The sequence below is a fragment of the Paenibacillus sp. FSL R10-2782 genome (assembly GCF_038592985.1).
Lineage (GTDB): Bacteria > Bacillota > Bacilli > Paenibacillales > Paenibacillaceae > Paenibacillus > Paenibacillus terrae_C.
Genome location: NZ_CP151951.1, coordinates 1,111,898 through 1,124,434 on the forward strand (window position 1 = coordinate 1,111,898; position 12,537 = coordinate 1,124,434).

General features: G+C 50.1%; 9 protein-coding genes and 1 pseudogene. 5 read left to right on the forward strand and 5 right to left on the reverse strand.

Going from position 1 to position 12,537, the window contains the following annotated elements; genetic code table 11:
* Positions 1-59: 59 nt before the first annotated feature.
* From NST83_RS05035 to NST83_RS05050, 4 genes are all read left to right on the forward strand, one after another.
* Positions 60-1,664: a sensor histidine kinase gene (locus tag NST83_RS05035; protein WP_342416808.1), complete on the forward strand. Its 1,605-nt coding sequence runs from the start codon at positions 60-62 to the stop codon at positions 1,662-1,664.
* Positions 1,657-2,412 (forward strand): response regulator, encoded by a 756-nt coding sequence (locus NST83_RS05040; RefSeq protein ID WP_342416809.1) that lies wholly within the window; start codon positions 1,657-1,659, stop codon positions 2,410-2,412. The genes NST83_RS05035 and NST83_RS05040 overlap by 8 nt, the downstream gene beginning before the upstream one ends.
* 136 nt (positions 2,413-2,548) lie before the next feature.
* Positions 2,549-3,952: an NAD-dependent malic enzyme gene (locus tag NST83_RS05045; protein WP_137061695.1), complete on the forward strand. Its 1,404-nt coding sequence runs from the start codon at positions 2,549-2,551 to the stop codon at positions 3,950-3,952.
* 108 nt (positions 3,953-4,060) lie between these two features.
* On the forward strand, positions 4,061-4,987 hold the full coding sequence (locus NST83_RS05050) for an AraC family transcriptional regulator (protein WP_342416810.1): 927 nt from the start codon (positions 4,061-4,063) through the stop codon (positions 4,985-4,987).
* 104 nt (positions 4,988-5,091) lie between these two features.
* On the opposite strand, the gene NST83_RS05055 is transcribed toward NST83_RS05050, so the two are convergent.
* The 5 genes and pseudogenes from NST83_RS05055 to NST83_RS05075 form a co-directional block, all read right to left on the reverse strand.
* Positions 5,092-6,492, reverse strand: a complete 1,401-nt coding sequence (locus NST83_RS05055) for a sugar porter family MFS transporter (protein WP_342416811.1) — start codon at positions 6,490-6,492, stop codon at positions 5,092-5,094.
* A 227-nt stretch (positions 6,493-6,719) separates the two neighbouring features.
* Positions 6,720-8,048: an AraC family transcriptional regulator gene (locus NST83_RS05060; protein WP_342416812.1), complete on the reverse strand. Its 1,329-nt coding sequence runs from the start codon at positions 8,046-8,048 to the stop codon at positions 6,720-6,722.
* Positions 8,023-9,468 carry a sensor histidine kinase gene (locus NST83_RS05065; RefSeq protein ID WP_342416813.1) on the reverse strand — a complete coding sequence of 482 codons (1,446 nt, stop codon included), beginning with the start codon at positions 9,466-9,468 and terminating at the stop codon, positions 8,023-8,025. Before NST83_RS05065 ends, NST83_RS05060 begins: the two co-directional genes overlap by 26 nt.
* Positions 9,465-10,463, reverse strand: coding sequence for a substrate-binding domain-containing protein (locus NST83_RS05070; RefSeq protein ID WP_342416814.1), 999 nt, complete (start codon positions 10,461-10,463; stop codon positions 9,465-9,467). The genes NST83_RS05065 and NST83_RS05070 overlap by 4 nt, the downstream gene beginning before the upstream one ends.
* Before the next feature lie 95 nt (positions 10,464-10,558).
* Positions 10,559-10,714: pseudogene (locus NST83_RS05075) on the reverse strand (Cof-type HAD-IIB family hydrolase); the annotation flags it as partial.
* 197 nt (positions 10,715-10,911) lie between these two features.
* Here NST83_RS05075 and NST83_RS05080 point away from each other — a divergent pair.
* Complete coding sequence (locus tag NST83_RS05080) at positions 10,912-12,420, forward strand: alpha-glucosidase/alpha-galactosidase (RefSeq protein ID WP_137061701.1); 1,509 nt, start codon at positions 10,912-10,914, stop codon at positions 12,418-12,420.
* Positions 12,421-12,537 lie beyond the last annotated feature (117 nt).

Genomic DNA, 12,537 nt, shown 5'->3' on the forward strand with positions numbered 1-12,537 from the left:
AGACCCATTATTCCACAATGGTATTCAAAGGTAAACGCTTTAAAGGGAAGGAGAAGAGGATGAACAGACTTCGCATATATTGGAAAATAATGATACTTTCATTTGGAGTCGTTCTTTTTTCTCTTTTGATCGGCGGTCTTTTTCTGTTTGGCAGCGCCACCCGGCTCAAGGAAGAAGAACTCAAACAGCGGCTTACGATTACGGCCCAGACGGTTGCGAACCTGCCGGACGTAGTGGAAAGAATTGATGACCCGAATGCTTCTGCCGTGATTGCACCTATGGCGGACAAAATTCGGATATTAAACGATGCGGCTTATATCGTCGTGCTCGATATGAAGCGCAAACGGTTGTCTCACCCGCTTACAGAGCGAATCGGCGGAACGTTTCAGGCTCGGGATGATGATGCCGCATTTGCTGAACATACGTATGTTTCCAAAGTACGCAGCGAAGCGGGCATCGGCTTGCGTTCCTTTGTGCCGATTATGAATGCTTCCTCGGAGCAGGTGGGCGTCGTTGTGGCGGGCGGCCTGCTGCCAAGCGTGACGGAGATTATCCGTCAGGAAAAGCAATCCATCATCATCACTTCGTTGCTGTCGCTGATGTTTGGGGTGATTGGCTCCGCATTGCTGGCCCGTCATATTAAGCTCCAGATGTTCAACCTGGAGCCGCAGGAGATTGCTAGAATGTTTCGTGAGCGAAGCGCAGCCTTTCAAGCGATGCATGAGGGGGTCATTGCGATTGACCGCAATTGCTTCATTACGATTTTTAACGAACGAGCCAAGCAAATCTTCGATGTGCACCGCGATGTAGCGGGCTTGCCGATCCGCGAGGTCCTCCCGGATACCCGGTTGCCGGAAGTGCTGGATTCGGGAGTGGCGATTCTGAGTAAGGAGCTGAAAATTGGCGGAACCATTATTTGGAGTAACCGAATTCCTATCCGTGAACAGGGAATTACTCTAGGGGCAATCGCCATATTTCAGGACAAGACCGAGGTGACGAGAATGGCCGAGGAGCTCACAGGTGTCAAAGAGTTTGTTCATGGGCTTCGTGCACAAAATCATGAGCATATGAACAAGATGCATACCGTCGCCGGCTTGCTCCAGCTTGGGCAGCAGAACGAGGCGTTAAGCTATCTGTTTGAGGTGACCGAGCAACAGGAGGAGATCACGCGCTTCCTTCAACGGCATTTCGATGATGACGGAGTTGCAGGACTGCTATTGGGTAAAATTAGCCGTGGTAAAGAGCTCGGGATTGATATCAGGATTGATCCTGCCAGCAAAATGAGTTATTTTCCCTGGCTGATTGACCGCCATGATTTCGTTCTGTTACTCGGAAATTTAATTGAGAATGCCTTTGATGCACTGGCGGATACAGAAGCCGGCTCCAAGGAGATTTATGTCAGCATCCAGCAGGATGACGAATATATGTCCATATTGGTCGAGGATAATGGCTGTGGAATGTCGGAGACAACGAAGCAACGAATGCTCGAACGCGGATTTACGACTAAGGACGGAGAAAGCCGCGGCATGGGGCTGTATTTACTAAGCGGGATTATCACCAAGGGGAACGGCCGCCTGACATGCGAATCTTCACTTGGCTTGGGGACTTCGATAGAGATTCTATTTCCGTTGAGGGAGAGAGGGGGAAGGAGCGACGATGAGTAAACCTATAAAATCACTTTTTCGTGTGCTGCTGGTCGAGGATGATCCGATGGTACAAGAGGTGAATCGACTGTTTATCGAACAGGTTGACGGGTTCCAGGTGGTAGGTCTGGCCTCCAACGGGCTTCGGGGGTTGGAACTGATCGAGGAGCTACAGCCTGATCTGATTTTTCTTGACGTATTCATGCCGTCGCTGGACGGAATTACGACTTTGCAGCGCATCCGTTCCCTGGCATTGCCTGTAGATGTAGTTGTCGTGACCGCCGCGAAGGATACGGAAACGATCCGCGAAATGATGCGAAACGGAGCGTTCGATTATATCATTAAACCGTTTAAGGTAGAGCGTATCCACCATACGCTGGAGCGTTACCGGGTGCAGCAGGCTGGATTATGGGCGGAGGAAGTAGGAACCCAGGAAGAGCTGGACCTTATTATGCAAAATGGAGAAGCTGTTAAGGATGTGGTAGTACCTGCTCCAATATACGAGGAATGGGCGATGTCCTACGATGAACTGCCAAAGGGCTTGAATGCTGCCACCCTGAAACAGGTGCTTGTGGTCATGGAGCAGCACGGCGGCAAGCTGTCTGCTGAAGAAACCGCAGAGGGAGTAGGTATTGCCCGTGTAACGGCAAGAAGGTATCTGGATTATCTGGAGAAAAGAGGAATCGTGCGCCTGGTTGTGCATTACGGCGGGGTCGGTCGTCCCGTGAATCGGTACGAGCTGCTGCGTGATCAAAATGACCATAAGTAACAATATGGACAAAAGCTTCCCAACGCTTTTATGAAAGCGATAACATGTAAAGGCAGGGGAACCTGGAAAAGAAACAATACACGTGTCTGTCTTAGTGCCGCACACGTGCTATGAAAAGAATAGGAGTGGGTGTACCGTGGCCTTTAATAGTCTGATTCTTCGGTTGGAGCTCGTTCATGCCAAAGTAAACTTCGGTGAGGTAGCATCAACGATCAGCCGTGCTGGTGGAGACATTACTTCCATTGATGTTATTCGCCCTGGACAGGATTCGTCCGTTCGTGACATCACAGTTCACGTCGCTGAAATAGCGGAGACTTCGCTCATCGAATCACTCAAATCGTTAGCAGGCATTCAACTCATTAACGTTTCTGACCGCACGTTTCTCGCGCACTTGGGGGGTAAAATATCAGTCCAACCCAATTTGCCGATCAAAAATCGGGATGATCTATCTCGGGTATATACGCCAGGGGTGGCCCGCGTCTGTACGTCCATTCATGAAAATCCGAAAAAAGCGTACTCGCTGACTATCAAACGAAACACTGTTGCGGTTGTAACCGATGGTACCGCTGTGCTGGGGCTTGGCGATATCGGTCCGCATGCGGCTGCGCCCGTGATGGAAGGCAAAGCGATGCTGTTCAAGCAACTCGCCGGAGTCGACGCCTTTCCTATCTGTCTGGATACGAAGGATACAGAGGAAATCATCCGTACCATTAAGGCGATCAGTCCTATTTTCGGGGGAATTAATTTAGAGGATATCAGTTCTCCACGCTGCTTCGAGGTCGAAACCCGTCTGGCGGAAGAATTGGATATTCCCGTCTTTCACGATGATCAGCACGGAACGGCGGTGGTTGTGATTGCCGGGCTGCTGAATGCGCTAAAGGTGGTTGGGAAGCGGATCGAAAATGTTCGGGTCGTTGTGAACGGAATAGGGGCCGCAGGCGTGTCAATATGCAAAATGCTGCTGGCTGCAGGGGTGAACCGGCTTGTGCCTGTAGACCGGGATGGAGCTATTGTACGTGGCGAGACCTATTCCCATCCGATGTGGCAGTGGCTGGCGGATCAGCCTCAAGTGGAGCCGGAGCCAGGCACGTTAAAAGAAGTCATCCGTGATGCGGATGTGTTCATCGGTGTGTCACGCGCCAATCTGCTGAATGCCTCAGATGTACAGGGGATGGCGGTGGATAGTATTGTTTTTGCTATGGCCAACCCGCATCCGGAGATAGTGCCCGAAGAAGCGATACCGCATGTTCGCGTGTTTGCGACAGGACGCAGTGACTATCCGAATCAAATCAACAACGTACTTGTATTTCCGGGAATTTTCAGAGGAGCGCTCGATTGCCGCGCACGCCGTATTAACGAGCCGATGAAATTGGCCGCCTCCCGCGCAATTGCTTCTGTCGTAAGTGAACGGGAGTTAAACGAGCAATACATTATTCCAAGCATCTTCAACGAACAGGTCGTTACCGAGGTGAGGAAGGCCGTAATTGAAGCGGCTATTTTGACGGGAACGGCACGGCGTATTCCACCGGATTTCAGATAGCCCGCTAGAGCGAAATAGAATTACATAGCATCGTCTGTTAAACTGTGAAAATAGGCGGTTGCAGATACGTTGCCGTGTTAGCCTGATCTATTTTGCGGAGGTGCGGGGATGAACGGAAGTCTGTTTGAGCCACGGCTGCGTGACGGGGATTATAGTCCCCGTTTTTTTGCTTACTATTACAAGCAGTGGCACGATTACACCATGCCATATCACGAACATCATTCTACAGAAATTATGTACATGATCTCCGGCCTGTGCCGGGTAGATGTACAGACGGGAGAGAAAGCGGGAGAAAGCATCACGCTGCGTAAAGGGGAATTTATTATGCTCGACGCGGGTGTGTCGCACCGACTGGTCGTAGAAGGAGAACAACCGTGCCGGATGCTGAATGTGGAGTTCGGTTTTACGGAAGGAGTGCAAGTAGGTCCGTCTATCCGACAAATGGCAGGGGAAGAGCTTGAGGTCACAGCCTTCATGTCGCGTCCATTCCCTTATTTGGTGCTGTCTGACCCGGAAGAGGTGTATTATACGCTGAAAAGCCTCGTGCTGGAACTGGATCAGCGAAAAAAGCATCCGGGTGCAATGGCTGAGCTGCTGTTTATACAATTACTCGTGCGGATTGCGCGTTTACGTGAGGAAATGGAACGCAGTAACACGCAGCAAACGGATGTCTACATTAGACGTTGCATCGAATTTCTCCATCTTAATTATGATAGGGAAATTCTGGTCAAGGATATGGCATCCGCGGTGAATCTGCATCCGGGGTACTTGCACCGCATTTTCAAAAAGCATACCGGACAAACACTTACCGCCTATTTGACGACGCTAAGGATGGACAAGGCTCGAATGCTGCTTCAGCAAACGGACATTCCCATTCATGAAATTGCCGATTATGTAGGCGTAGGCAGCAGGCAGTATTTTCATATGCTGTTCAAAAAGCATACAGGCAAGACGCCTGTCGAATACCGCTCTGCCGTGGAACGCCATGTGTGGAACTATGCGGAGGAGGAAGGGGGCATTACAAACAAGCAATAAGAAGCCTCTGAACCATTGCCGATTTTAAGTCGGTATGACTTCAGAGGTCTTGTGTTTTAAAGCATTTTCACACGTGTCCGGGCTTCTTGAGAGCTAAAGTTAGGTCATTTCCCGAGCCACATATTTTCCATCTGTTCAAGTGATCTTCCCTTGGTTTCAGGAACCTTGCGCCATATAAAGACTACGACGAACAAAGAGATGGCTCCGAATGTCCAAAAAGTATTGGACGGACCGGCTGAACTCAGCAGAGGAGGGAATGCCTGGGACACCAGATAATCGCCGGCCCATAATGCCATCGAAGCGATGGCGACCGCTTTGCCGCGAATGCGGTTCGGAAAGATCTCCGAGATCATAACCCATACGATCGGCCCAAGTGATATAGCGTAGGAGGCCACGTAAATCAAAATCATAATGAGCACAAGCGGTCCGGTGGTCAAATTCATTTTGAATACGGTTCCGATAATGACCAAACAGAGGGTCATCAACGAGGTGCCGATCATCAGCAGGACTTTTCGTCCTGCTTTGTCGATCAGCCAGACGGATACGATGGTAAACAGTACATTGATCAACCCGATCCAGATGGTCTGGGTCAAAGAGGCGTCCGTACCAAGTCCCATTCCTTTAAAGATAATCGGCGCGTAATATAAAATGGCATTGATGCCGGTAATATGCTGCATAATGGCGAGCATGACACCGATAAAGAGAGCGACCCGAATACCGGGAGCGAACAATTGTTTAAGTGAGTCATTCTCATTTTTGAACGATTCCTTGATATCAAGCACTTCCTGTTTAGCGGCTTCTTCACCGTGAATTTTCAGCAGAATCGGCAGCGCTTCATAAGGTCGATTCTGTTTAATAAGCCATCTCGGGCTTTCCGGTATGAAGAGCATCAAGAGCATAAAGATCAGTCCCGGAACGGCTCCCACTCCGAACATCCAGCGCCAGGCTGTTGAGACACCCCAGGCTTCATCCCCCAGGCTGACGATCCAAGAATTCTGAAAATAAACCAGGAAAATGCCCGTTACGATCGCCAACTGATTTAAAGCAACCAAACGGCCACGGTATTTGGCGGGAGCGATCTCCGCGTTGTACACCGGACAAATGGTGGAAGTGATTCCTATGCCGACGCCGCCGATCATGCGAAAGATAACATACCCGGTGAACGTATCTTGAAGCGCAGAGCAGATCGAGCCGACGACGAATAAAAATCCGGCGGCCAGCAATACCTTTTTTCTGCCGATCCTTTCACTCATGTAGCCGGAGAGAGCCGCTCCTGTGACACTCCCGACAATCAGACTCGACACCGCCCAACCAACCTGAAATTCGCTCAGCGAAAAACGCTGCTGTAGGAATTCGACTGCTCCCGAAACAACCGCGATATCAAAACCGAACAGGATGCCTCCAAGCGCAGCTACGATGGATACCAGCGTCACAAAAAGCATATTGGGTTTTTCTGATTGAAGCGCTTTCTGTTGAGCGCTTTCATTATTGATGATTACTGCCATATTATCATCTCCCCTCCAGATTCCTGGAACCTCATTCCGTTCTTCGAGGAGAAGTATAACATGCGCTTATAAAAGAAAGGCCGGTTATCGTCTTCAATAAACGGACCTTTTCATGCACGATTTTGGCTTTGATTCCCGAATTGGAGACGGAGGGGGTAAACCTAGCATTACCTTGTCATTCGAGCTTAAAAAAATCCATGCCGATGGTCGGCATGGATGAATCTCTACTATTTTTGGCCTTTGAACTCAGTGGGAGGAACGCCCGTTATCTTCTTAAAGACGCGGCTAAAATAGTTCGGGTCCTTATAACCCACTTCAAAGCTGATTTCCTTAAGAGCGAGGTTGCCGGCCTTAATCAGAGAAATGGCTTTATCAATCCGCAGCCGGGTTACGAAGTCGATGAACGTTTCTCCGTATTCCTGTTTGAAAATTTTGCTGAAATAGTGAGGATTCAAATGGACGAAATCAGCTACTTCTTCCAGCGAAAGATCATCGTTGAATCGTTCCTCGATATACATTTTCGCCCTGCCCAGCATAGTCAGTGTTTGAACCTCCCGCTGTTCGCGTATCCGTTGCAGTGCTGACATGACGTACGTCTGCTGAAGTATTCCTTTCTCCGCTTTGACGGCAAGCAAACCAGCCTCTGACGACTTCAGTTCGTCAAAGTGGCAGTAACCCTCATCCCGGTTGCGTAGGGTGGAGGCAAAAACGGCTTCGAAATAGGACTTACGAAGTCCTTCCTCGCCGCTATGCAGCGATCCGATTCCAATGGCCGTCTTTATGCCAAGTTGCTGCCGGGCAAGCTCGGAGAGCTGCTGGACAAGGTGTTTAACCAACTGCCGCCAACTGTTTTCGCTGGTGGCAGGCGGCTTTCGTAAAAAAGTGGCTACATGATTGTCGATCAAGGAGCTTACAATGGAATTCGGGCCATGCGTTTTTACATAGCTTCGGAAATGATCGTAAATTTTCTTTTTATCCTGCTCGTCCGTATATCTGTCAAAGGCAGCAATGATGGCGCTTCCCTGATCAAGAGGAAAGTCCAGCCATTCCGATAGCTGGGAAGCGCTCGAATCCACCGTCTGGTCGACCATAAGCATTAAAGCCAGCTCATTTTCTGCGAGCGGCATCAGCTGCGAGATTTTGTGCCTAAGCTCCAATTCTTCTGTACGTGCCCGCTTCTCGCGCTCAATTTCTTCAATCAGTTGTTTCAGTGTACCGATGACTAACTCTCGCTTCGCCGGCTTCAGAATATATTCTTTTACGCCCAAAGAGAGCGCCTCCCGGGCATAGGCAAAATAATCATAGGCGGTGACGAGCACGAATCGGGTATCGGGAAGCCGCTCCTTTAATTCACGAAGCGCTTCGAGTCCGTCAATTCCGGGCATATTGATATCCAGAATGGCAATATGGGGACGGTGCTCTTCCGCGCATTCAATCGCCATGCGGCCGTTGCCGGCATGAATAAACCGGAATACCCCCGGCATCGCCCGTTCCACTGTCAATTCCAGTCCTTCCCTCTCCAAGGCCTCGTCATCCGCGATCAACAACCGATACATCAGTCTGCTCACTCTCCTTCTTGACGGGAATTCGTATTGTTATAGTAGTACCTCGTCCGATATTGCTATTGATTTCAACCATTCCTTCCTTTCCGTAGAACAACTGCAGCCGCCTAAACACATTTTGCATTCCAAGTCCTGTTGAACTGCCGCTTTCGACTTCGCCTTCAAGACGGAGCACGGACAGTCGGGTTTCCTCCGTCATACCCTTTCCGTTGTCCGAAATTTCAATTAGCACATCCTCGTTCGCTCGCGACAGCGTTAACGCGATCATGGCTCCGTCTTCCATATCTGCTACACCATGAAGAAAAGCGTTTTCAATAAATGGCTGGATGATCAGGGCCGGAATTTGCTGCTGAAGAACGGAAGCGTCAAAGTGAAGATTAAAGCGAATTCTGTCCCGAAAGCGTGCCTGCTGGATGGTTGCGTATTCGCGAATATGATCCAGTTCCTCCTGGAGTGTTACGGGTTTGTCCAGCTTCTGCAGGCTGTACCGTAGCAGATTGGACAGCGAAACGATCAGGTCGCTGGTTTTTTCCGCCCCTTCCAGGATCGCCAGCTTGGAGAGCACATTTAGGGTATTGAACAGAAAATGCGGGTTAATTTGATTTTGCAGGGCCAGAAGCTCCAGCTCCTTCACAAGCCGCCGCATTTCCAGACTCTGTTTATCCTTCTCGATGAGGATGCTCAAATCGGTGGACATTTGCGAAATGGCGTCCGACAGTACGCCTAGCTCGTCATCCCGTCGCGGTTGGGGCTCGATATTCAGATCGCCTGTGGCGATTCGCTTCGCCAGTCCGACAAGTCTGCCGACAGGACCGGTAATGCTACGCGAGACCCAGATTGCAAGCAAAACCCCCATCAAAGCGTTCATGCCGAACAACGCCACTCCCAATCCGTTCATTCGTTCATTCTTGTTCCGGATGTTCTCGATGATCGGCCGGTAATAAGCCAGTTCAGCATCGACCAGTCGCTGTCCCTCCTCGTGGATATAGCTGACGGTTTTCTCCGCTTCAATATAATGTTCAAAAGCCGATTGAGGATCTTGTGCATTGGCGTCCAGAACTGCGGCTTGTTTCTGTTCAAGAAATGTGGCCAACAGATTCACGAAGTCCTCCTCGGCGAATGAAGGGGCGGCCGAGTCGGAGACTTCCTGAATTCTGCCTTTCAACTGCATCAATTGGCGTTCTGTCGGGCCCTGCACAGCCTTATCGTCTCTCGGATTAAGCAGATAGGCGTATAGGAGCTTTAAGTTGCTCTCCGCCGATTCGGAGGTTTGCTCAATGAGCAGAATTCGGCCAAGCATTTCATCGTAGCTCTGTTGTACGACCTTTCCGCTTTGGAATACAAAATAAGCGATGATATTGGCGAACACAACTAGGAGGGGGATGAACAGAAGCAGCTTCGTTCTGATCGTCATCGTCCGTCATCTCCTGCCATGTTGTCGGGAGTGTCCGCATGCACTTCATATACCCTGGTGTATGTTAATTTCTGGGGATCATTCCCCTTTAAGTAATCATTCAGCAGTTTTATGGCCTTAGCCCCCATTTCCACTGGCTGCTGAACAATGGTCAGTTCGATTTTGCGATCTCTGATGGCTTTCAACGTATCGGCCATATCGTCAAAAGCGAAAATCTGCAAGCTCCGCGCTCCGTTCCGCTCCGAGGCTTCCAGAATGCCAGGGCCGTCCAGCGCACTGAATCCGACCATGTAGCGGATCTGCGGATACTGGATGAGCATGTTCTGAGCTTGCTGGGCTGCCTGAAGCCGCGAAATGTCCGAGGAGCGAATCTCCACAATGCGGAGCTCGGGATAGCGGCCGATCACGGAACGAAAGCCGGCAAGCCTGAGCCGCTGGTTCTCGACGCGCTCGTTACTGATCATAACTCCAATGTCGCCACGCTCTCCGGAGGCTTTCGCCAACAGTACGCCCATCCGCTTTCCTGCTCCTTCATTATCCGTTCCGACGTAAGCCAGTCTTCGGGAGTCCGGCTCATCCGTATCGATCGTGATGACGGGTATGCCAAGTCCGGCCGCTTTGTCGATTAATCGGCGATACTCCGGATCATTTATCCCTTGAACCAGAATTGCATCCGCCTTGGCGGCGATCGCTTTATCCAGCAGTTTGATCTGCTCGGACGGATTAATGCGGTCCGGCCCGATATAATCGAGCCGCATACCGTACTGTTCCGCTTCCTTTCGGGCTCCTTGTTCGATTGACCGCCAGTAATAATTGTCCAACTCTTGGGATATCAATACCACTTTTATATCCGAAACTCTGTCTTTTGGCGAAACCGTTTTCAATTGTTCTGCAAATTGGTGAATTTGAAGAGAAGACAGAGTGAACTGAAACAGCAGCCAGGCAAATGGCAGGAAGACGGGGATAAGGATAAATGTCCATTTACGGTTTGACATGTCTTGCTCCTTTGGGAATATTTACAGACTCAACTCATTATACAGCAATAAGCCCAGTGGGCCTTCGTAGAGTTGATTTTAAATAGAAAAGCTCCGTATCCCACCATATGTTTTACATCTTCATCCGATACTTTGTGGTGATATAGCATTTCACCCTCGATTTCAACAAAGCCCCCGCCAGCTCCGATAATTCCGTCGAAACCCACTTCCAGGATGAAATCGTAAATCTCCGCTTTGGAGCGGTCTGTACAATCTTTTTGCTCATTCTCAGGCTGCTCCTTGCTTTCAAATATTTTCTTTATGTTACTACATTATGGCCCCCGTTGATATAAAGGTTAGGATTTTTGACACCTATACGCGAATCTGGTCATGATTTTGATAACGCTTCCCTCTGGCAAGTTGCTACAATGACGGTATACTACAATTCTAACGCTGGAGGTTGAATACCGTGTCATTTAAAGTGGCTTTTATTGGAGCGGGGAGTATCGGCTTTACCCGTGGAATTTTACGAGATCTGTTGACGGTGCCGGAATTTAACGAGATTGAAGTGTCTTTTACGGACATTAATCAGCACAATCTGGATATGGTCACTGAGCTGTGTCAGCGGGATATTCGGGAGAACGGTTTGTCCATTCAAATACAGTCCTCCACGGACCGGAAAGTGGCTTTGAAGGATGCCAAATATGTGATTTGTACGATCCGGGTTGGCGGGCTGGAAGGCTTTGCGACCGATGTAGACATTCCGCTGAAATATGGCGTGGATCAATGCGTGGGCGATACGTTGTGTGCAGGAGGTATTATGTACGGGCAGCGTGGTATTGCGGAAATGCTGGAGATCTGCAAGGATATCCGCGAGCTAAGCGCACCTGATGTGCTGCTGCTGAACTACTCCAACCCGATGGCGATGATGACCTGGGCCTGCAACAAGTACAGCGGCGTACGTACGATTGGGTTGTGTCATGGTGTGCAGCATGGGCATCACCAAATTGCCGAGGTATACGGCTTGGAGAAGCAGGATGTGGACATTGTGTGTGCCGGAATCAATCACCAGACGTGGTATATTCAGGCGTCACATGAAGGCAAGGATCTGACAGCCGGGCTACTGGAGGCTTTTGAAAAGCATCCCGAATATAGCCGTACCGAAAAGGTACGCATCGACATGCTTCGCCGTTTTGGCTATTACAGCACCGAATCGAACGGCCATCTAAGCGAGTATGTTCCCTGGTATCGGAAGCGTCCGGATGAAATTCTTGACTGGATTGATCTGGGAAGCTGGATTAACGGAGAAACGGGAGGCTATCTGCGTGTATGTACGGAAGGACGAAATTGGTTTGAAACAGATTTTCCAAACTGGATGAAGGAAGATCCGCTGGAGTATAAGGCGGAAAAACGCGGTGAGGAGCATGGCTCCTACATTATCGAAGGACTGGAAACAGGACGTGTATACCGGGGACATTTTAATGTCGTCAACAACGGAGTGATTTCCAATCTGCCGGATGATGCGATTATTGAGGCGCCCGGATATGTGGATCGTAACGGCATTTCCATGCCGCTTGTGGGTGAGCTGCCGCTCGGCCCTGCGGCTGTCTGCAATGTTAGCATTTCCGTGCAGCGATTGGCAGTTGAAGCTGCCGTGCATGGGGACGACAAGCTGTTGCGGCAGGCGTTCATGATGGACCCGCTGGTGGGTGCAGTATGTAATCCGAAGGAAATCTGGCAAATGGTCGATGAAATGTTGGTAGCGCAGGAGGCATGGCTGCCGCAATATGGAGCGGCGATTGCCGAGGCGCGCGAACGTTTGGCTGCTGGCAACCTGATCCCGACCCGGGATTACGAGGGAGCGGCGAGGATCAAGGTCAAGACGGTCGAGGAAATGCAATTGGACCGGGAGGCCGCGAACAAAAACGCTGGTGAGTCGGACAAAGGCAAGGATCGTGAAAAGGTGCAAACCAGCTGAGCCTAAACGGTCCGGAGCATTTTTCAATAGTCGTAGTGTTAGAAGGGTATTTTTAGCGCCGTGATGGCCTGAAAATGCCCTTTTTTCATAGCCAACTCTCATATTTTATAGCCTCAG